This window comes from Pilibacter termitis (assembly GCF_900167335.1).
In the GTDB taxonomy this organism is placed as follows: Bacteria; Bacillota; Bacilli; order Lactobacillales; family Streptococcaceae; genus Pilibacter; species Pilibacter termitis.
Window position 1 is genome coordinate 1 of record NZ_FUXI01000027.1, and the last position, 19685, is coordinate 19685.

The window sequence follows — 19685 nt, forward strand, 5'->3', positions numbered from 1 at the left end:
CTGGAACCTGAATCACTCGCTTATTTGCGATAGTTCCATGTTTATAGTAATCTGCTGAGCTCTGAAATAGAACCCCACAACTCTCGCAATGCGTAGGAACTTTCGCATATAGCCCATCAATTCTGTTGAATTTTCTATTTTTCTTATCTACCCCTCTAGAAAACCAACGGTCCTTTTCAAATATCAAACTTTCATCTTGAAATCCTAGTAATTCTCTTGTACACTTATCCATGAAGACATCTCCTTTACTGTTGGGTTAGGCACTTACATTGTAAACGAGATGTCTTTTTTTATGCAAAAAAATCGCATGGAATTTTTGTTATTCCACACGATTTAGTATAGAGCCAAAAGATAGTGCCAAAGAATCAAAAATACGGATTATACAATTTCTCCGCTCCAATCGTTGTGACGTCGCCGTGTCCTGCAAGGACGGTTAAATTTTTATCTAAGGTGAAAAGTTGTGTGCGAATGCTCTCAAGTAATTGTTCCTTATTGCCTGTTGGCAAATCCCAGCGACCAATACCGCCTTTGAACAACGCATCCCCTGAGATGACAAACTCGTCAAAGACAAAACTCACGCCACCAATCGAATGTCCCGGTGTCGCCAAAACTTTGAACTCCATTCCGCCAAGCTCATAAATTTTGCCGATTTCAAACTCAAATTCCGCAGGTTGCACCACTACATTTTCCATATCGTCATGCCGTGCCAAGCCTGAAAGATTCAACTCTGGCGTATAAAGCCAGCTTTCCTCCTCATGCGAAACATAAAGGGGAATCCCAGAATATTTCGCACGAACTGCCTCTACGCTCATAATGTGGTCGTAATGCGTGTGAGTCAACAAAATCGCAACAGGTGTACGATTTATCTCTTCTATCGCACGCAAAATCTGCTCCGTATCACTTCCCGGGTCAACTAAAATAAGGTTTTCGTCATTGTAAATATAGTAGGTATTTTCATACGCAACTGCGTTCAACGTTTTCGATACTTTTGGCATAATACTTCATCTCTTTCTATTCTTTACAAATTCTTCTACTGAAATTTTAGCACAACTCTATGTTTTTTACGTTAATTCTGCTTATACCAAAAGAGGCTTACCCAGCCCCTAACATCATCGCAAATAGTAAAATACACAACACCACAATCGTAATTCCTACATAAAGTTTGTCACGCTCACGTGCAAATGAATAAATAGAGACAACTACACGCAAGATAGGTGTTAAAATCAATAAGAAAAGTCCTGCCATTAGAAAAGCGAACGGTCGAATTTGGGTGATTCCTTGAAAAATGCTTGAAAGTTGAGTGGGAAATTCATCTCCTTGGTAACCACTTTTTCCTGTTATCAAAAAAAGTAAAAAGCCAAAAATCATTACCGCACAACTAATGCCCACACCAATACGCAAAATTTTGCCAATGACTTCTTCGATATGAGCCATTTCCAATTTTTCCTTCTCTGTCATTTGAAAAACACCTCACTTCCACGGTAAAGCATTTGCAAGGCAATAATTGCCAAAACTGGAATGAAGATTTTCCTAAGTGTTTTCGCCGGAAGTCTTGGCATAATGCGACTACCAATCGTGGAGCCAACAATAATCCCAAGAGCAAGTGGTACGGCAATCACTGGCTGAATAACGCCTTGAAAGAAATAAACGACCGCACTTGCTGCTGCGGTAACGCCCATCATCAAATTACTTGTTGCACTTGACGGTTTTAGTGGCATCTTCATCGCTCCGTCCATCGCCATTACTTTAAACGCACCGCTCCCAATACCTAAAAGCCCGCTCGCAATCCCTGCTCCAAGCATAATCAAAGAGCCTTGTGGCACTTTTTCCACTTGATAAACCACTTCTTCATTTGTCGCCTTGTCAAAATAACTGCTGTTTAATTTCAGTTTTTCAGACAATTTATCCGCCTGAGCATGATTTAACACTTCTTCTCCTGCTTTGAGTTTTTTATACATATTAAAACATTGAAACGCAAGCAAGCAACTGTATAGCAAGAATAAAAACGTACCGTTAAATACACCTGCTAAAACGGCTCCAATAATTCCACCAATTGTCGTAAAAATCTCTAAAAACATTGCCACCCGAAGATTGAGCAAATCGTCCTTTAAATAGGCAATCGTAGCCCCTGAACTTGTCGCAATCACTGCGATAATGCTTGCACCTATCGCATATTTTATATCCACACCAAACAAAAGTGTCAAGACAGGTGTAACGACAATACCCCCACCAAGACCTAAAACTGCTCCCACACACCCTGCCACAACTCCAGTTACTAGCATAGAAAGAGCAAATTCCACTAAATTTATTCCATTCATAACAACTTCTCCAACACTTCATCTGTCGTTCTCACACGTGCAAATTGAGGAAACATTTTCTCTACGATTTGTGTATGCAATTCTCCGTCAAAATCTGTAATAGCATCTTTGACAATCACTTGATTGAACCCACGCTGAAACGCCTCACGTGCTGTCGTATCTACTCCGTAAGCTGTCGCAACACCTGTCAAGATAATATTTTCAATCCCACGTCTGCGTAGTTGAAGTTCCAAATCCGTGCCATAAAACGCACCCCAATTGTGTTTGTTGACGACAATAACATTTTCCGCCTCCTCGTCATGAGCCACCTCAAGCAATAAATCGCTAAAATTCTTCGGTGGAAAACCGTTTGTCTGAGGTAAATGGTCGGTCAACGGTGAAAGACGCTCCGCACCATAGTTTTTCACACGCACCAGTACAATCAACGCCTCAGTATTTTTCAAACGCTTGGTCAATCGCTCATTTTGAGCAATCACTTCTTTTGCAGAAAATGGTGCCAAATCCTCACGTTTCGCACTTGAAATCCCCTCTTGTAAATCAATGACCACAAGAGCCGTTTTGGATAGTTCTAGTTTTAAATGATTCATCATACCCCTCCAAAAAAATTATTTTTTCTCTCTTTTCGAGTTCAAATCAATGATTTTAGATTGTTTCGGTGTAGCTTTTTTCATTAAATGAGGTTCATCAAAAAAATCCTCTTCTCCAAATAATTCATCATGCAAATCCATTTCATTAGATAAATCCATTTGCATTAACAGTAAATGAGCGAACATTTCTGCTTCTGTTAACGGAATTTCTTCCTCTTTCGCCAACGGTTCTGGATAGACAGAAAGACTTCCTCTCATGTTCAAATAAGAACCAAGATATTGAATTTTATTCGCCGTTTGCTCTCCAAGCACTTGCAACCCTTTATCCAAATTATCAATTTGTTCCCCTAAAACTTTCATATTGGTCAGATTATTTCCTGAAAAAGCATCTGGTGAAAAGTGCTTGTCCACAATTTCATCAATTTTTCGTTGATAAACCTTTTTTAAATCTCCGTTTTTTGTATAACAATCCAAATCTGCATAATAAGCCAAATTTAAACGTAAAACGGTTGTGTCACTCATTACTTCTAATTCAATGTTACCTGCTTCTTTCGTCATTTTTTCCTCCCATTCTTTGCCCTAAATCTTTGGCAAAATAATCTCATCGTCATCTTTTGTAATCAAAATCACGCCATCGCCAAGAGGTAAAATCGTACTTGTCAGCTGTGGGTGTTCGATAACCGCATCAAAAAATTGATTTAATCCACGATGAATTGCTCGCTGATTTCGTTTGATGTCTTGAATATCCTTTAACACATCACCCGCTTGGAAAATGTCATCCACCATAAGCACCGCACCACGTTTCATAATGCGTAAAATATCTGGTAAAAAGACAATGTATTTAGACTTTGCCGAGTCCATAAAAACAAAATCATACGTGTCACTTGGCAAAGTAGACAAAATATCGACTGCCTCTCCCTCTAAAAGTGTCACTTTCTCTTGCAAATTCAAGCGTTCATACGTTTTTTTCGCTGCCGCGATCATCATATCATAGCGGTCAATCGTTGTCACGTGTGAATTTTCTGGTAAACAATTCGCCATAAGGCTTGATGAAAAACCTATTGCCGCTCCAATTTCCAGTACGTTTTTTGGCTTGATTTGTTTCAAGAAAAATTCTAAAAATACCGCCGTTTCATGAGGAATAATCGGCACACCTTTCTCTCTTGCCTCGCTGGCAACACGTCCAAGTTCGCCTGCCGTCTGCTTTTGTCTTGTTCTAAGGAAATGCACAATATCCTCTTGTACAATTGGACGCCTCATCATTGGATTGATTCTTTCTTTCTCTGCCATTTTTACTTCCTTTACTAAAATAAAGGGTACTTCTTAAAGGTACCTCTAAAATTTTAAACTCGCATGAATTTTCGCTGCTTTTATTTTCCTTTTACAAATTGTTTTTATCACAATCAAAGCAATTGTTAAAATCAATAGAATGATACCAAAAGGAATCATCGTTGCATTGATAATTGTTTTATCGCTTGTTTGTTCAAATAAAAACAATAGCCGCACGAACATTGATAAAATCACTGCAATGTAAACAATACCTGAAATTAAACTCAACATTCTTAGTTTGCCTATTTCGTCCATTTTTTTGCTCCTTTGTCTAGCTGTGAGGGGCAGGTGTTGGGCAACTGTTCGCAACAGCACTTGAAACTAAAGTTTCAAGCAAGTAAATGCTGTGGCTCACTGTTGCAAACACCTGAACGCCCCTCTTAGCTTTTCTTTGTCTAGCTGTGAGGGGCTGAAGTTTGGTGGCTGTTCGCAGTACCGCTTGAAACTTACGTTTCAAGCAAGTAAACGGCACGGCTCACTGCCACAAACTTCAAATCGCCCCTCGTAGCTTTTCTTTGTCTAGCTGTGAGGGGCAGGTGTTGGGCAACTGTTCGCAACAGCACTTGAAACTAAAGTTTCAAGCAAGTAAATGCTGTGGCTCACTGTTGCAAACACCTGAACGCCCCTCTTAGCTTTTCTATTTCCCTAAATCTCAAATGTTTTCCGTTTTTTTGCTAGTTCGACGGTTACTTTTTCTCCTGCTGCCTGTTGAGCTTGTTTGTGTAATAAGTTCAAATCTTTTTCCTGTGGCAAATGTGTGAGGACTAATTTTTTCACTTGTGCCACTCGTGCAATTTCTCCTGATTCTTTGCTTGTGAAATGTGCATGATGTCGCTCTTGTCCCTCAAATAAATAAGTATCTGCTAAAAATAAATCTGCATTTTTTGCAAACCCCTTAAACTCCTCCATATAGCCAGAATCCCCTGTAAAGACAAACACTTTCCCCGTTTTTCTTACGGTAAAACGCATCGCATAACAAGGAACAGGATGAATAGTTTTCATAAACGTTACATCAAAAGGACCGAGGCGAAGGGTTTCGTCAGGGTTATATGCTACCCCTGTGGATACATTTGGCAAGGTCAAATCATTAAAACGGTTCTTATCCTCCGTATGACCATAAATCGACAAATTCATACCGTCCCAATCGTCCTTGTCCCAAAGCTGACGGTAATATTGCAACACCCCTAAATCAGCGATATGGTCATGATGATAATGGCTCAATATCACCGCATCCAAGCATAACGGACTAACAAAATGCTCTAACTCCGTCACCGCACGACTTCCACAATCAAGCAATAAATTGTAACTCCCCTCTTGCAAAAGGTACGCACTCGTCCCCTCGTCATTATGCGGAAACCCTCCAAGACAACCTAAAACTGTCACTTTCATTTTCTATACCTCACTTCTCTCGTTCATATTACTCATAATGTCTATTATAACATTTCAACCATACAATTAAATCAATTTATCCTTATGAATTTGTTCAAATGTATTTTTGCCGTCATTGAGCTTTTCCCAAATAACTACTTCACCTTTGGCAAGAGATTTTTTCACATCAATAATTCGTTGGTTGCTACTGCCACGAAACTGGAGCATTAAATTTTTCTTTGACAACTCAAAACGACCGTCCACTAAAATATCAATTTCATTTAAAAGCTCTAGTTTATCTTTTGTCTCAAGCATTAATTCTTCCCAAGTGTAACCTGTCCAACTCCAAATATCTTTCGTATCGCCAAATTCCTTGCGTAATCGCCTCACAAGCGTAAGGCAAACTTCTGTATTTAAAAATGGCTCCCCACCTAAAAGCGTCACTCCTTGCACATACTCATGAGCGGTATCTTTTACAATTTGATCCTCTAGTTCTTTTGTATAAGGAGTGCCGTAGCGAAAATTTTGTGCCACAACATTGTAACACCCCTCACAAGCAAAAGGACAACCCGACACATAAATCGAATTGCGTACTCCCTCGCCATCAACAAAATTAAACGCCTTATAATCAGCAATATAACGTTGCGACAACTCCGAACTCTTCCACTCTTGCGGTTTCGGATTTTTCATCTTGTTCCCCCCTTGTAGTATTCATTCTCTTCATGTTTTATTATACCTATGGGTACCTCTAAAAAATCTTTGATTCTAGTGTAAAAAAGAGACACTGAAATCCCAGCGTCTCCAAAGATGATTCAGGAGGGATTCGAACCCCCGACCGTTCGCTTAGAAGGCGAATGCTCTATCCAACTGAGCTACTGAACCCAACAAGAATAATTATAGAGAAATTTGCTCAGAGTTTCAAGTAATTTGAGAAAAAATTTTCCATTTTTATTTATTCTGTTGTTTTTTTGTTGATATTCTTGAGTTTCAAGCCATTTTGCTTGCTCAATAATTATCTATAAATTTACCAATAATTCTTCCAAAACATCTTTATACGTGTACGTGCATTTTGCTCCTTCTTGAATAAGATGATGACACCCGCTACTTCTGCCCGAGAGTATTTCACTTGGAACGGCAAATACTTCTCTCCCACTCTCCATTGCCCGTTCACACGTTATTAGCGACCCACTCCTCATTTTCGCCTCAAACACAACTGTACCTGCACTCAAGCCAGCAATAATTCGATTTCGCTCTGGAAAATGATGTTTGCGTGGAGAAGTGCCTGACGGATATTCACTCAAAACTAAATGATTTTTTGCAATATGTTTTTGAAGTAATTCATGATGTTTTGGATAGAAAACGTCAAGTCCCGTTCCAATTACTGCGATAGTTCGCCCATTATTTCCAAGTGTTACCTTATGAGCAATGCTATCAATTCCTGTCGCAAGACCTGAAACCACTACAAAATATTTGGTCAAAGGTGACAAAATCATATTGACACTTTTCACTCCCAGCTCACTCATATCCCGACTTCCCACGACAGACAGACAAGGACGAGCAGTTAGCGAAAAATCTCCACGAAAAAATAACACCGTTGGCGGATTATAAATTTCCTTTAACATCTTTGGATATTGGGGATCTAAAATACTCACATATTGCTCCAGTTTTTCTTTTTGCAACAATTCTTCGATATTTAATTGCCTAAAACTTTCAAGAAACGTTGCCGTAGAGTCTTTTAATTCAGCAAAATGTGCCAGTTCTGTTGGACTAAATTGGAAATTTTGAGCTTTAAGTTTTTTGATGTTTTCAATCAACTTCAACACTTGTAAATTACTGATTCCCTTTGTGTGTTTAAAAAGAAATAACAACTCTCGATTTAATTCATACATAAAAAATCCTCCTGCGACCTTTATAGTATAAAGATACGCAAAAAAATTGAATTTTACACAAAAGATTTGATTGGCTCAAAACTTTTTCGGTGAATAGGGGTAATCCCATGTTCTCTAATTCCCTCAAGATGAGCTTTCGTGCCATATCCTGCATTGTTTTCAAACGCATAATAAGGATATTTTTTGGCATATTCTTTCATCATATTGTCACGTGTAACTTTTGCCACAATACTTGCAGCGGCAATTGAATTGCTTTTCATGTCGCCTTTGATGATTTTTTCCTGTTCAATTGGCAAATCAAGTGTGAGAGCGTCAATTAATAGAAAATCTGGCGAAATCGTAAGTTTTTCTATCGCTTGTTTCATCGCCAATTTGGTCGCTTCCAAAATATTGATTGTATCAATGACCTCTGGAGAAACAATGCCTATACCAATGGCAAGTGCTTTTTCTTGTATTTCAGCAAACAACTCTTCACGTTTTTTCTCTGACAATTGTTTGGAATCGTTTAAGCCTAAAATCTGGCTTTTTTCGTCCAAAATGACCGCACTTGCTACGACAGGTCCTGCTAATGGTCCACGTCCTACTTCATCAATTCCTGCGATAAACTTCGCACCGTTTGCTCGAGCGTTCTTTTCATAGATATTTTTTTCCTCGAAAAGTTGAGCCAAACGCTTTTGTGCATTTATTCTCTTTTGAAAAGTATTCACCGCCTGTTGCACACCTTTTCGCTCGTCTGTGAGAATTTCTGTAAGTCTTGGGTCGCTTTCGTCTTTCATCTCGGCAAGTAACGCTTTGATTTCTGCGATTTTTCTACTCATCACGACCACCTATTTCTTCATAGTTATCTAGCGTAAAACGTCCTAATTTTCCACTTCGCACTTCATTGACAATCATTTCACTTGCTCGGTCGTAATCATCACGAAAACCACGAATTTGTGAAATTTTCATCAGCAGTTCTGGATAAGGGAGAAACAAATCATCATCATTCAATTTATAGCGTTCCTTCAACTGCTCTGGGTAAAAACGTGCCAGCACTTCAAGAGCGTAAATCGCTAAATCGTCAAGATGAAGTAACTGATCTTTGATCGCCCCAGTCAACGCAAGTTTTTTCGCTACTTCTTGGTCTTCAAACTTCGGCCAAAGAATCCCCGGCGTATCTAAAAGTTCCAACTCCGCATTGTGTCTCAACCACTGCTGCCCTTTGGTAACCCCCGGCTTATTGCCTGTTTGGGCGATTTTTTTCCCTACCAAACGATTGAGCAAGGTCGATTTCCCAACATTTGGAATCCCTATTACCATGGCACGAATGGCACGAGGTTTCATGCCTCTGCCCTTTTCTTTTTCAAATTTTTCCGCCAACACTCGTTTGCTTTCGGCAACAATTTTCTTCGCATCACGATTTTCTTGTGCATTAATCACAAGTGCCGAGTAGCCAAGTCGTTCAAAATAACTTTTCCATTTCTGGCTTTGCACCGTATCCGCCAAATCACCTTTATTCAGCAACACCAAGCGTGGCTTTGATTGCAAAATATTGTCAAGCATTGGATTGCGACTACTCAAAGGAAGTCTCGCATCAACAAGCTCAAAAACAATGTCAACAAATTTTAATTTTTCCATTACCTCACGTCTAGCTTTCGCCATATGACCCGGGAACCATTGGATTGTCATAATAATTACTCCTCGTTCTTTTGGTTTTCTGTTTATGCTCTATTTTAGCATTTTTTTTGAGGTTTTGCTTTGGGTGGGGAATTTTCGGTGTTGTAAAGGATAAAAAATCCTAAAAAAGAGACTAGAACAAAAACAGAAAAACCACAGAAACTTCATCCTCTCAAATGTTGACTTTCTGCGATTTTTCTATTTTTACTTTTTTTAAATTTCGTTCCTATCTCTCTCTACTGCAAATACCCCAAAACAATCGCCATCGTATTCCAAAGCATATGCGTTGCCACATTGACCTCTAAACGTTCGCTTTTTATATAGACGAAAGCTAAGGAAAAACCGATTCCTCCGTAAATCAGCCAACTGCCTAAATTCGTCGGGCTATGAACAAAGCCGAACATAAGACTGCTCACAATTAAACCGAGCATTTTCTTATTGGGAAACAACCCTTTCATGATTCCTGCACGAAAAATAGTTTCTTCCATAATTGGAGCGGCAAATCCTGCTAAAAGCCACATTAAAACTGGTGGCACACTCTTCATCACTTCATCTACGGCAACTTGATTGGCAGTATTGTCTTCTCCTCCCATGATTAAAAGACTTCCTCCAATCATGCTGAAAACAAAACAGCCCAACATTCCAAGTGCTACATATCGCCATTTTCCACGCATTCCCTCCAATGACCAAGTCGCAAATCCTCGTTTTTTCGTCCAATAAATAAAAATAGCAAGTATCACAAAAATCGCTATGGTTACAATCATTCCTTGAAAAATGGAGAAATCTTGTTTCTTTAGCTTATTCTGCTCTCCAAAAACGAAGGCAATTCCTATCGGAATATTGTCTAGGAAAAATAAAGCAATCATCACCAGCAAAGTTAGTAAAACATTTTTTATCTTCATAAATAGCTCCTTTCTGCGAAATCCCTTCAGGATTTCTTAAAACTTGACTTCCGCTATCGCTCCAGCCAAGCGGGGTCATTCGCGAACTAAAGTCCGCTCAAAGTCTTTTCTGTATTTTATAGAGAAATTCTGTCGCAAATAACAATTTCGTTACGTTAAAATTTCCTTCTTCACTCTCTACTGGAAAAAGAAAATAAGAATTATCAAGTGTGGAAAGTACAATCGCTTGCCCTTTTCCTCGATAATCATACTCGGTGTGAAGTGAAGGTGTTGTGTGAGCTTGAAAAAGCATTTCTTTTTTTCCTTCGTAATTTTCCTCATGAAATTGCAAAACAAACCCTCTTTTATCATGAAAAAGCGTACCAACACCCATTGGAATAAAGTTTTCTCCATTCGGCAAAGCCTCTATTTTGACAAGACATTTGAAAAAATAACGTTGCTCTTTGATTTCTTTTTCCACCATTTTTCTCTCGTGTTCATACCAGTCTGGTATATGAATAGCCGTCATTTCTTGATTCTTTGTCTGCAATTTTCCATAGTCATCCATGAAAAAGACTTCTCCACAATTTTTACAAATCAATTTTTCATCACTTGAAATCATTTGAAACTCCACTTCACAAGTCAAACATTGGTACAATACAGTTTCCAACCCTTCTGCTCTCTTTTTATAAGAAATTTTCATCTTCTTTTCAAATTGATACGCATACTCATCATAGGTCAAAAACTCCTGAATGGTCTGATGAATTTCTGTAATTTCACTTTTCGCTAATTCTTCTTTATTGTATAGACATTTCAATTCCGCTTGCAATTGCACACCTTTTCGTTTGTGTAAATTCCAAATCGGTGATTGAAGGTAATTACCTTTCATGTTCAAAGCTACTAATGGTACGTTGAGCATTTTCGCCATTTTAGCAACAGAAATAGGAATTTCAGAATTGGTGCCGACATTGGCATACCTCGCCTCTGGGTACAAAACTAAAATATCGCCACGTTCCACAACTTTTTTCATATTCCGAATAAGCGAGAGGTCGTTGACAAATTTCCGCGTACCTAAACAGCCTATTTGCCGATATTTCCATTCCCCAAACGCCTCAAAACCTTCGAGTTCAGAAATATAATTGGCTCTATGCGGAAAGAGTGCAAGAGGGGTGATATAAAAATCCATAAAACTGTGATGTGTGGCAATCACAAAGTAGGGTGGTTGAATGCCTGCCATATTCCTCTTTTGAATTTTTCCCAACTTCCCTGACCTTGTCATGAAAAACGAAACGAGCCAGATAATCGGTAAAATAAAAAAAATTTGACGTGGAGGAGTTTTTTCTCTGTCGAATGGTACAGCATGAAAGGTTACATCTTTCCTATCTTTTAACAAATAACGCCGAACAACTGGCAACTTACTTAGCAAACAATATAAAAATAGTGTTCCAATAAACGAAAACCCTGTCGGTGTCAGATGAAAAAGAAATAGATTGTGTATTTCTTCTGTTACAGGATTATAAATTGCAAGGCTCATCAACATTCCTGCGAATACGCAAAAAATACCTAAAAGGTTAAATCCTTTTGTATATTGATAATGAGAATGTCCTTTTAAGAAAAAAGCAGACCGCAAATCTATTTTTCCTTTCCGAACGAAGAAAAAATCAGCAAAAAGAAGTGCAGCAAGCGGAGCATAAATACAGGCGGAAATCGTTAGGAATGCACCGAAATATTCCGTTACTCCTCCCCATATTACAAGAAGAGTCACATAAATGGCAAGAAGAATAATCAAATTTTTATACTTTTTCTTACCAAAAGAGGATTTTAACACGACACCATAAAGGTACAGTCCTAGTGCTTGTGTGCCGATATTGGCAAACGCAACGAGAAACAAGGAAAAAATTGCCATTGCGGGAAATCCTAGTGTGGCTAACATGAGCGTTGGGTCGTCAGTTACTTTTCCTGTCAAATGTTGCATGGCGATTGACATAACCGCACCTACCACAACAAAGAGCGAGCCTGAAATTCCTTGCCCAAATACGCCTGCAAAATAACCTGCCCGCTCTGTTTTCGCAAGCCGAGGAATCCCAGACATTCCGCCAAACAATGTGATAACAAATGCAAAATTTGCCTCTATGCTCATAATATAATAAGCGATATTCGGTTTTTCGTTCGCTTGGTGATGTGGCAAATAATCCCAAATCACGTGAAACGGTACTCGAGTAAATGTGATGAAAATCACGAATATACCAAGCAATAGCAAAATCGGAACTAATATTTTCGTTGTACGAGTAATCACACCAATCCCTCGCCACGCAAGAGAGACCCCTAGCAGTACGCAGAGAATTGCTAGGAAAACGTGCGATACCCTTCCATTTAATACATTCATTCCACAAAGTTTAAGTAAATTTTGCATGGAGGAAGAAAACAACTCTGCACAAACGGCATACCATGGAAAATTAATCAAAATCAAAAGGACGGAAAGAGCAATCACTCCATTTTTCCCAAGAGTTGCCCGTAACCAAATCCAACTATCAATTCCGTACCTTGTCGAAAGAATGACAGGTAATTGATAAATCAAGAGCATGAAAATCGCTCCAAAAAACGTTCCAATTAAAAGTTGTTGAAATCCTACTAATGTCGTCAGATAAACTCCTTGTGTATAGCTCCAAGTCGCAATACAATAGCCAGAAAGCACTAAAAACGCATCTAAAAAACCGTATATTTTCTTTTCTGTTGCAACAGGGAGAGTCCCTAAAAATGCCTCTCTTTGAATTTCACTCTCCAGATCGCTTTCTTTTTCACTCATTTTCATCAATCTCCTAACCTACTTCCCAAAAGAATGGCTCCTAAACAAAGGAAGGAGAGGAAAAATACTACTAGAAAATCAATTGCTGAAAATTTCCGAGGAAATTGAGTGTTTTTGCTTTCCATTTTCTTGATTGCCCTCTCTACTTCTGTTTCATAATCAAATTTTTCCTCAGTCATATTACCCTCCATTCCGCTATTTTCCTAACTGAAACTCTGACTTTTTATTCAGCGTAAAATTCTCTTTCAAATTGTCCGTCAAGTAAACTTTTTTATCGTTCGTAATAAACAATGCCTTGATGTCGCCTTGCTCATTTGCATAAGCCAAACCTTTTTCTAAGCCCATGTCATACAAAGCGTTCGATAGAGCGTCATCTCTCACATAGTCCTCACCAGAAATCATGACTGCAAGAAGATCATTGTCATACGGATACCCAGTCGCTGGATCCATTAAATGTGAATAAACTTTGTCGCCAATCACTAAATAGCGTTCGTACATACTTGTTGTGATGTAATCGCCACTTCCTCCTGAAAGTTTGCCGACAGATGTTTGAGAGTTGTCCTGCCCTGTTGAAGTTTCCTTGCTCGGATCTTGCATACTCACAATCCATTTTCCGTCTTCCGTCTTAGGATTTTCTCCGATCACAAATACATGACCGCCAAAATCAAGAATAGCAGTCGTAACACCGTCATTTTTCAACGAAGTCATCACTTTTTCAGCAATAAATGCTTTTCCGATACCACCTAAATCAAGTTTCATTCCTTTTTTCTTCAAAAAAACGCTCATGTCCGTGTCGTCTAACTCAATGTCTTGATAACTTAATTTATCTAACAAAGGAGTAATTTCTTCATTTTCTGGTTTTTTCGCATCAGAAAAACCAATATGCCAAAGTGAAGTAATCGCACCAATTGCTGGTTCGTACATTCCTCTCGTTTGTTCTGCATATTCTTTCGCCTCACTAATAAGGTCGAATACCTCTTTTGAAACTTTGACAGGAGCAACACCAGAATTTTCATTAATCAAATCGACTTCTGAAACACCTTCTTCATTGACTTCGATTTTCTCCTCCAAATCTTGTACGAGAGTAAAAACCTTATCCAATGCTTTTTCTTTATCCTTATCATAAATCTTAATCGAAACATACGTTCCCACTTGAAATTCTTGCCTGCTCAACGGTTTATCCAATAATTCTGCTTTTTTGTCACCACAGCCAGATAAAAATGAAATTCCTGTAAATAAAAAAACGCCCACAATAAACATCTTTTTCTTCATCATAAACCCTACTTTCTCAGTTAATAATTTTATAGTCACCCCTAAATTCGTTTGTAGAGCAAACCATATACTCGCTTTCTATTATTATAACAAACCAAGAGATAATAGAAAATAATTACTGATACAAAAAAATAATTTAATGAAAAAACACGCTATATATAGTCGCATAAGTTTGATATAATTAGAAAAGCGAGCGGTTCTTAGTTAGCAAAAACGAAAAACGGTGAGGGGCGAGCTGGAGTTTGTCGTAGTGAGCCTTGCTATTTACTTGACTGAAGCAAGGCTTCAGGTGGCATTGCGAACAGCGACCAAACTCCTGCCCCTCGGAACTAGACAAAGAAAAGCGAAGAGGGGCGGTTTGAAGTCTGCAACAGCGAACACTGTCGTTCATTTACTAGAAACGTAAGTTTCTAGCGACATTGTGAGCAGTTGCCAGACTTCAGCCCCTCGCAGCTAGACAAAAAGGAGGAAACACCATGCACGAAATCAAATGTCCACATTGTCAAAAAGTCTTTCAAGTCGATGAAAGTGGGTATGCAGACATTGCCACTCAAATTCGCAATCATGAGTTTGATAAGGAGTTAAAAGAAAAATTAGCGACCGAAAAAAAATTATTGGATAATCAAAAGGAAAAAGAATTGTCCGAGTTACAAAATGAGTTAGAAAAACTGAAAATATCTCAAAAAAACGAACTAGAACTTGCAAAAAATGACAAAGACAAAGAAATTGACTTGCTCAACACAAAACTTGAGAGTCTTACTGAAAAAAAAGAATTAGAAATTCAAAACGCTCTTACTGAAAAAGAAAAACAACTCGCTGATTTGAAAAATGAAATGGAAAATCTTAAAACTTCCAAAGAAAACGAACTAGAATTTGCAAAAATTGACAAAGACAAAGAAATTGAACGGCTCAAAGCTGAACTGGAAAAATTAACCGAAAAACAACCGTTAGAAATCCAAAATGCTTTGAGCGAAAAGGAAAAAGAGGTTGAACAACTCAATCATAAAATGGAAACATTGCGTTTAGACTTAGAAAATAAAATGACTTCTTCTCGTGCAGCACTTGAAAAAGAGCGAAATGACTTGGAAAATCAACTCATTTTATCTGAAAAAGAGAGAGAACTTGAAAAACAATCTTTACAAAAGGAGTATGAAACTCAACTAAAAGTCAAAGAGGAAGAAATCGCATTTTACAAAGATTTTAAAGCAAAACAATCTACGAAAATGATTGGTGAGAGCTTGGAAAATTACACTGAGCAAGAATTTAACAAATTAAGAGCGACTGCTTTCAAATCTGCATATTTTGAAAAAGATAACGATGCGAAAACAGGGTCAAAAGGAGATTTCATCTTCCGTGATTACGAAGGAGAGCTAGAGTATATTTCGATTATGTTTGAAATGAAAAACGAACAAGATACAACGGCGACAAAACATAAAAACCGTGATTTTTTCAAAGAATTAGATAAAGATAGACGGGAAAAAAATTGTGAATATGCTGTACTTGTGAGTTTGCTTGAGAGTGAAAATGAATTTTATAACACTGGCATCGTCGAAGTGAGTGAGTATGAAAAAATGTATGTCGTTCGACCGCAATTTTTCATTCAAATGATTAGCCTTTTGAGAAATGCTGCACTAAATTCTCTTGCCTACAAACAAGAGTTGAGCGAAATCAAAAATCGTGAGATTGATATTACAAATTTTGAAAATGATCTCAACATTTTCCGAGATAACTTCATGATTACAGCAAAAAATTTCAATGGAAATTTAGAAAAACTTGACAAAAATTTAGAAGATAGCATTAAAAAATTAACAAATGCACGAGATGAGTTGCGAAAAGCAATGAAAAATCTTGGTACCGCTGAAAATAAACTTGAAGGGTTATCTGTAAAACGTCTTGTAAAAAATAACCCTACGATGAAAGCAAAATTTGAAGAATTATAATAATATCTCTAAAAAAAGCCGCCAAGCGATTTTTTCCACTTGGCGACTTTTTTTATAAAATCCCTACTTTATAACGATAATCATAAATTTTTGCATCACGATTATAAGGTGCTGACACTAAAACTGCTTTGGTTCTAGTGCTACTTTCCTTGATTTTTTGAATGGTTTCTGCTTTGTCATCATAAAACCAATCAATATTCAACCCTGTAATCAGCGGAATTTTATTTTCTGTAAAATACAATTTGTCATAGTAAATCCCAAAACGGTTCAACGCATCAATCGTCTCCTTGGCATAGTTGACATGACGAGCTGTAATCAGCACGATTTCAGAGCCACTCAGATGTTCTTCTGCCAAATCTTCCACCATTTTCATATTTGGCATACTTTCTTTGATAATTTTCTTTTGGATATTGTCGTCCATTGTGGCATAGTAAACAATCTCATAATCCGTTGGGCTCATGGTATGGAGCGAAATTTTCGTGCCGAGTTTCTCGTTCGTTAGCTCGATTGCCCGTTTTATCGAGAAAATCACACCGTCAAGGTCGTAGCCCATGACTTTTTTTCTTGGTAAATATTGCACATGACCTGTGTCACTTCTTAAAAATTGCATGGTTACATTTACCCCCTCTATTTTTTCAAAACTATGCTGCGGCGACCGCTCTACTATTTCTCTTTTCAATTTTTCAAGCAAGGCAAGTTTTTCTTTCTTTTCCGTCATCATCTTCTCATCATTTTCCTTTCTACGAAATTCGTCCGTTCAAAGTCTTTTCTGCCAAATCTTTTTTGTTATGCTGAAATGCTTAGTATTTCAACGTCACTTCAAACTTTTCTACTACTATTCAATTTTCAATACTTCGCTCAAACTTTTCACCGTGAAATCAGCCTCTGGCACTTGTAAAAATCCATCTGGCGAAAACAAAACCGCCTTTACATTTGCATTTTTTGCAGCCAAAATATCAAGCTCTCGATCTCCTATCATCAACGCTTTCTCACGCTCCACACCAAATCTATCAACCAAATAATCGACACTTTCAGGGTTAGGTTTACGTGCAAAATGGTCATTGCTCGTAATGACATAGCTAAAATATTCTATCAAATGTGCATTTTCCAGAAAATCAACCACTTGCAAATCACGATGTGAAATAATATAATTTTTTCCACCTTTTTCCACCACGCTCTTCAATACCTCTGCCGTATCTTGAAAAGAGAGCGGATTTTCCTGCATAGGTCGCTCAATTTCGTGGTATTTTTGTAAAAAATCCTCTGCCAAATTCCCAACAAAAAATTTTGCCGCCTCACCCGTTGAAGTCTTTTTCAGCTGTTCATAAATCGCCTCATCACTTGCCGACAATTGAAAAATTGCCAATGTTTGCTGGAAAGCCCTCACACTTGTTGAAAGCGTATCAAACAATGTCCCACCTATATCCCAAATATAATATTTATAATTCATGAAGATTCTCCTTGTTTTTGGTCTAGCTACGAGGGGCAGGAGTCTGGTCGCTGTTCGCAATGCCACCTGAAGCCGTGCTTCAGGCAAGTAAATGGCATGGCTCACTGCGACAAACTCCTGAACGCCCCTCTACGCTTTTCTTTTCCACTTATACTTATTGTACCATTTTCTTCGATATATTTTCTTGTTTTTCTTGCATATTCTGGTATGGGAATTTTCATTTTCTTTAATGTTTCCTCAAATTTTTCTATTGCCATCACTAAAGAAGAATGAAGTTGTTCTAAAGTTGAAAATCCGTAGTATTTTTGAGGTATTTCTTTTTCTATTTCAGCTAACCTTGACCATTCTTTTCCTACATTTTCACCTATAAAATAACACCAGCTCATCAAACGAAACAACTCAACTCTCACAATTTTTTCAAAATGACCTGCGGCATAGAGAAAATCTCCTCGCTTTATTCCTTTAAAAACATACGTTGACACCCAATAAAATTCATTGATACATTCTTCTAACTCCTCTGGAGTAGGAGGTTTTACATGGTGTATTACGTCACTCGTTGCACGTTTTTCTCCTCCCCAAACAATCGTATTCAATGTATCTGCCTCAAGATAACGCATTTTTTCACTTGCAGGAATGATTTTCAAATCAATCCGATTGCCGTCCTCAAACAAACTCATACGAGTGTACGCAAACTTGTTACATTCATGATTTTCAAGAAAATTCTCATGTAACACTTGTGTGACAATCGTCTTTCCCCAGAGTGTTTCCCAGTCTAATTGTTCAAATCGAATAATATCTTGTTCATTCTCCACAAAAAATGTCACATCAAAATCTGTAAACACATCTTCTTCTTTTTCTGGATTGTTCCGACTTCCTTCTGTTCCAATCATCACAATTTCTGGGTGGTCATGAACAAATTCCATAATCATCGCCCAAATTTCTTCTTTCGTTCTTTTCATTGACAAATACCTCGACTTATCACTTTACATTTTATTTTATGTTATAATTTTTTTATTACTTTTGCCAATGTTAGCAAAAGAAAATAAACACGGAAAGAGAAGTACCATGACCATATCAACATTTTTTAAATTTATTAAAATCGAAACCAATTTAACAAGTGCGTTGCCTGCTATTTTAGGTTTTTTATTCAGCTATTGGTATTTTGGCAATCTAAAATTTTTGCCGAGTTTGTTATTTTTCATTGCTCTCATGTTTGTCTCAGCTTTTGTAACAGCGTGGAACTCGACAATGGACTATGTGAAAGCGACAAATGACGAATACAGACTTCAGCACAATCAACTTTCCGTTTACAAAATTCCGCTAAAAACAGCATATCTGACCTGTGGAATTTTAATAGGATTGGCACTTATTTTAGGGATTTTCCTGATTTTTCTCACCAACTGGCTACTACTTTTGATTGGCGGTTTGTGCGTTTTAGTTACCATTTTTTATACATTTAGCCCTTTCGCCTTTTCACGTATGCCTCTTGGAGAAATTTTGGCTGGTCTTGTTGAAGGTTTTGGCTCATTCTGGCTTGCCTGCTGGGTCAATAATTGGAACAGTGGCTATCTGCTCTTGGATTGGAACGTCGCAAGCGGAGAATTTTCCATTCATGGAAATTTATGGACATTTCTTCTGATTGCATTTGCAGGTATTGGAACGGCGGTGTTTAATTTTAACATTATGCTCTCTGACAATATTTGCGATTTAGAGCAAGATATTCGAAACGAACGATTTACCTTGCCTTATTATTTGGGCAAAAAAAATGCAATAAAATTACTACATTTTATGTACTGGATACCTTTTGCCTTGATGATCTTAAGTATTTTCCTTGGCACCATGCCAATTTTTAGTCTCATCGTCTTTCTTGCGATTCCTTTTATCAAAAAAAGGGTGGACGAATTTACTAAGCGGCAAGTAAAATCTGAAACTTTCCCCCTTATTATTCAAAATCTCCCTATTTTTGAAGGGCTTTGGATTATGGGAATGACGATTGCTTGCGTTTTGAAAATGATTCAAATTTGACAATAACTATAGGGCACCTCTAAAAACTCACACTTATCCAAAATTGCTAGTTTTCCGATTTTCTTCGTCAGTCTCCTCAACCTATGAACCACATAGTTTTCGTCGATTTCCTCGAAAATCAAAAAACTATCTAATTTTGGCTTAACCGGAGTTTTTAGAGGTGC

Annotated in this window: 23 protein-coding genes, 1 tRNA gene and 1 pseudogene; 3 read left to right on the forward strand and 22 right to left on the reverse strand. The window is 37.8% G+C overall.

Features of this window, described 5'->3' with window-relative positions; translation table 11 throughout:
• The 19 genes and pseudogenes from B5D30_RS10375 to B5D30_RS10455 all read right to left on the reverse strand — a co-directional run.
• A pseudogene (locus B5D30_RS10375) lies at positions 1-232 on the reverse strand (hypothetical protein); the annotation flags it as partial.
• Positions 233-365: 133 nt separating this feature from the next.
• Positions 366-995 (reverse strand): MBL fold metallo-hydrolase, encoded by a 630-nt coding sequence (locus B5D30_RS10380; protein WP_078808010.1) that lies wholly within the window; start codon positions 993-995, stop codon positions 366-368.
• A 97-nt stretch (positions 996-1092) separates the two neighbouring features.
• On the reverse strand, positions 1093-1458 hold the full coding sequence (locus B5D30_RS10385) for a DUF1634 domain-containing protein (protein ID WP_078808011.1): 366 nt from the start codon (positions 1456-1458) through the stop codon (positions 1093-1095).
• The gene (locus tag B5D30_RS10390) at positions 1455-2318 is read right to left on the reverse strand and encodes a sulfite exporter TauE/SafE family protein (RefSeq protein ID WP_407675500.1); all 864 of its coding nucleotides are present in this window, start codon (positions 2316-2318) and stop codon (positions 1455-1457) included. The genes B5D30_RS10385 and B5D30_RS10390 overlap by 4 nt, the downstream gene beginning before the upstream one ends.
• On the reverse strand, positions 2315-2908 hold the full coding sequence (locus B5D30_RS10395) for an isochorismatase family protein (RefSeq protein WP_078808012.1): 594 nt from the start codon (positions 2906-2908) through the stop codon (positions 2315-2317). The genes B5D30_RS10390 and B5D30_RS10395 overlap by 4 nt, the downstream gene beginning before the upstream one ends.
• A gap of 15 nt (positions 2909-2923) precedes the next feature.
• Positions 2924-3463, reverse strand: coding sequence for a hypothetical protein (locus B5D30_RS10400; RefSeq protein ID WP_078808013.1), 540 nt, complete (start codon positions 3461-3463; stop codon positions 2924-2926).
• Between the two features lie 21 nt (positions 3464-3484).
• Positions 3485-4195, reverse strand: coding sequence for an O-methyltransferase (locus B5D30_RS10405; RefSeq protein WP_078808014.1), 711 nt, complete (start codon positions 4193-4195; stop codon positions 3485-3487).
• A 45-nt stretch (positions 4196-4240) separates the two neighbouring features.
• Positions 4241-4549, reverse strand: a complete 309-nt coding sequence (locus B5D30_RS10410; RefSeq protein WP_159443294.1) for a hypothetical protein — start codon at positions 4547-4549, stop codon at positions 4241-4243.
• A complete protein-coding gene (locus tag B5D30_RS13255; RefSeq protein ID WP_144399570.1) occupies positions 4506-4691 on the reverse strand; it encodes a hypothetical protein in 186 nt (61 codons plus the stop codon). Before B5D30_RS13255 ends, B5D30_RS10410 begins: the two co-directional genes overlap by 44 nt.
• A 188-nt stretch (positions 4692-4879) precedes the next feature.
• Entirely contained in the window at positions 4880-5623 is a 744-nt protein-coding gene (locus B5D30_RS10415; RefSeq protein WP_078808016.1) for an MBL fold metallo-hydrolase, read from the reverse strand.
• A gap of 66 nt (positions 5624-5689) precedes the next feature.
• Positions 5690-6292, reverse strand: a complete 603-nt coding sequence (nrdG, locus tag B5D30_RS10420) for an anaerobic ribonucleoside-triphosphate reductase activating protein (RefSeq protein ID WP_078808017.1) — start codon at positions 6290-6292, stop codon at positions 5690-5692.
• Between the two features lie 118 nt (positions 6293-6410).
• Positions 6411-6484 (reverse strand) — tRNA-Arg (locus B5D30_RS10425).
• Positions 6485-6618: 134 nt separating this feature from the next.
• Positions 6619-7491 (reverse strand): DNA-processing protein DprA, encoded by an 873-nt coding sequence (gene dprA, locus B5D30_RS10430; protein ID WP_078808018.1) that lies wholly within the window; start codon positions 7489-7491, stop codon positions 6619-6621.
• 53 nt (positions 7492-7544) lie between these two features.
• Positions 7545-8309 carry a ribonuclease HII gene (locus B5D30_RS10435; RefSeq protein WP_078808019.1) on the reverse strand — a complete coding sequence of 255 codons (765 nt, stop codon included), beginning with the start codon at positions 8307-8309 and terminating at the stop codon, positions 7545-7547.
• Complete coding sequence (gene ylqF / locus B5D30_RS10440; protein WP_078808020.1) at positions 8302-9159, reverse strand: ribosome biogenesis GTPase YlqF; 858 nt, start codon at positions 9157-9159, stop codon at positions 8302-8304. Before ylqF ends, B5D30_RS10435 begins: the two co-directional genes overlap by 8 nt.
• Before the next feature lie 224 nt (positions 9160-9383).
• Positions 9384-10049, reverse strand: coding sequence for a CPBP family intramembrane glutamic endopeptidase (locus B5D30_RS10445; RefSeq protein ID WP_078808021.1), 666 nt, complete (start codon positions 10047-10049; stop codon positions 9384-9386).
• Positions 10050-10146: 97 nt separating this feature from the next.
• On the reverse strand, positions 10147-12834 hold the full coding sequence (locus B5D30_RS10450; protein ID WP_159443296.1) for a cytosine permease: 2688 nt from the start codon (positions 12832-12834) through the stop codon (positions 10147-10149).
• Positions 12835-12839: 5 nt separating this feature from the next.
• Positions 12840-13013, reverse strand: coding sequence for a hypothetical protein (locus tag B5D30_RS13775; protein ID WP_159443297.1), 174 nt, complete (start codon positions 13011-13013; stop codon positions 12840-12842).
• A gap of 16 nt (positions 13014-13029) precedes the next feature.
• A complete protein-coding gene (locus tag B5D30_RS10455; RefSeq protein ID WP_159443298.1) occupies positions 13030-14106 on the reverse strand; it encodes an FAD:protein FMN transferase in 1077 nt (358 codons plus the stop codon).
• Between the two features lie 250 nt (positions 14107-14356).
• Here B5D30_RS10455 and B5D30_RS13780 point away from each other — a divergent pair, with 250 nt between their 5' ends.
• Together B5D30_RS13780 and B5D30_RS10460 are read left to right on the forward strand one after the other, a co-directional pair.
• Positions 14357-14512, forward strand: a complete 156-nt coding sequence (locus B5D30_RS13780) for a hypothetical protein (protein WP_159443299.1) — start codon at positions 14357-14359, stop codon at positions 14510-14512.
• Positions 14513-14582: 70 nt separating this feature from the next.
• Positions 14583-16046: a DUF2130 domain-containing protein gene (locus B5D30_RS10460; protein WP_078808024.1), complete on the forward strand. Its 1464-nt coding sequence runs from the start codon at positions 14583-14585 to the stop codon at positions 16044-16046.
• A gap of 52 nt (positions 16047-16098) precedes the next feature.
• Here B5D30_RS10460 and B5D30_RS10465 read toward each other — a convergent pair whose 3' ends face one another.
• The 3 genes from B5D30_RS10465 to B5D30_RS10475 all read right to left on the reverse strand — a co-directional run bounded on the left by B5D30_RS10465 (position 16099) and on the right by B5D30_RS10475 (position 18455).
• Positions 16099-16764 (reverse strand): hypothetical protein, encoded by a 666-nt coding sequence (locus tag B5D30_RS10465; protein ID WP_234984658.1) that lies wholly within the window; start codon positions 16762-16764, stop codon positions 16099-16101.
• 117 nt (positions 16765-16881) lie between these two features.
• A complete protein-coding gene (locus B5D30_RS10470) occupies positions 16882-17601 on the reverse strand; it encodes an HAD-IA family hydrolase (protein WP_144399572.1) in 720 nt (239 codons plus the stop codon).
• On the reverse strand, positions 17598-18455 hold the full coding sequence (locus B5D30_RS10475; protein ID WP_078808027.1) for an aminoglycoside 6-adenylyltransferase: 858 nt from the start codon (positions 18453-18455) through the stop codon (positions 17598-17600). Before B5D30_RS10475 ends, B5D30_RS10470 begins: the two co-directional genes overlap by 4 nt.
• Before the next feature lie 106 nt (positions 18456-18561).
• Here B5D30_RS10475 and B5D30_RS10480 point away from each other — a divergent pair, with 106 nt between their 5' ends.
• Positions 18562-19521, forward strand: a complete 960-nt coding sequence (locus tag B5D30_RS10480; protein WP_159443300.1) for a UbiA family prenyltransferase — start codon at positions 18562-18564, stop codon at positions 19519-19521.
• Positions 19522-19685 lie beyond the last annotated feature (164 nt).

What these genes read in the sequence shown, in the direction of transcription:
- B5D30_RS10380 (WP_078808010.1), bottom strand. Translation starts at nt 995, where the DNA reads ATGCCAAAAGTATCGAAAACGTTGAACGCAGTTGCGTATGAAAATACC.
- B5D30_RS10385 (WP_078808011.1), bottom strand. Translation starts at nt 1,458, where the DNA reads ATGACAGAGAAGGAAAAATTGGAAATGGCTCATATCGAAGAAGTCATT.
- B5D30_RS10390 (WP_407675500.1), bottom strand. Translation starts at nt 2,318, where the DNA reads ATGAATGGAATAAATTTAGTGGAATTTGCTCTTTCTATGCTAGTAACT.
- B5D30_RS10395 (WP_078808012.1), bottom strand. Translation starts at nt 2,908, where the DNA reads ATGATGAATCATTTAAAACTAGAACTATCCAAAACGGCTCTTGTGGTC.
- B5D30_RS10400 (WP_078808013.1), bottom strand. Translation starts at nt 3,463, where the DNA reads ATGACGAAAGAAGCAGGTAACATTGAATTAGAAGTAATGAGTGACACA.
- B5D30_RS10405 (WP_078808014.1), bottom strand. Translation starts at nt 4,195, where the DNA reads ATGGCAGAGAAAGAAAGAATCAATCCAATGATGAGGCGTCCAATTGTA.
- B5D30_RS10415 (WP_078808016.1), bottom strand. Translation starts at nt 5,623, where the DNA reads ATGAAAGTGACAGTTTTAGGTTGTCTTGGAGGGTTTCCGCATAATGAC.
- nrdG (WP_078808017.1), bottom strand. Translation starts at nt 6,292, where the DNA reads ATGAAAAATCCGAAACCGCAAGAGTGGAAGAGTTCGGAGTTGTCGCAA.
- dprA (WP_078808018.1), bottom strand. Translation starts at nt 7,491, where the DNA reads ATGTATGAATTAAATCGAGAGTTGTTATTTCTTTTTAAACACACAAAG.
- B5D30_RS10435 (WP_078808019.1), bottom strand. Translation starts at nt 8,309, where the DNA reads ATGAGTAGAAAAATCGCAGAAATCAAAGCGTTACTTGCCGAGATGAAA.
- ylqF (WP_078808020.1), bottom strand. Translation starts at nt 9,159, where the DNA reads ATGACAATCCAATGGTTCCCGGGTCATATGGCGAAAGCTAGACGTGAG.
- B5D30_RS10445 (WP_078808021.1), bottom strand. Translation starts at nt 10,049, where the DNA reads ATGAAGATAAAAAATGTTTTACTAACTTTGCTGGTGATGATTGCTTTA.
- B5D30_RS10450 (WP_159443296.1), bottom strand. Translation starts at nt 12,834, where the DNA reads ATGAGTGAAAAAGAAAGCGATCTGGAGAGTGAAATTCAAAGAGAGGCA.
- B5D30_RS13775 (WP_159443297.1), bottom strand. Translation starts at nt 13,013, where the DNA reads ATGACTGAGGAAAAATTTGATTATGAAACAGAAGTAGAGAGGGCAATC.
- B5D30_RS10455 (WP_159443298.1), bottom strand. Translation starts at nt 14,106, where the DNA reads ATGAAGAAAAAGATGTTTATTGTGGGCGTTTTTTTATTTACAGGAATT.
- B5D30_RS10460 (WP_078808024.1), top strand. Translation starts at nt 14,583, where the DNA reads ATGCACGAAATCAAATGTCCACATTGTCAAAAAGTCTTTCAAGTCGAT.
- B5D30_RS10465 (WP_234984658.1), bottom strand. Translation starts at nt 16,764, where the DNA reads ATGACGGAAAAGAAAGAAAAACTTGCCTTGCTTGAAAAATTGAAAAGA.
- B5D30_RS10475 (WP_078808027.1), bottom strand. Translation starts at nt 18,455, where the DNA reads ATGAAAAGAACGAAAGAAGAAATTTGGGCGATGATTATGGAATTTGTT.
- B5D30_RS10480 (WP_159443300.1), top strand. Translation starts at nt 18,562, where the DNA reads ATGACCATATCAACATTTTTTAAATTTATTAAAATCGAAACCAATTTA.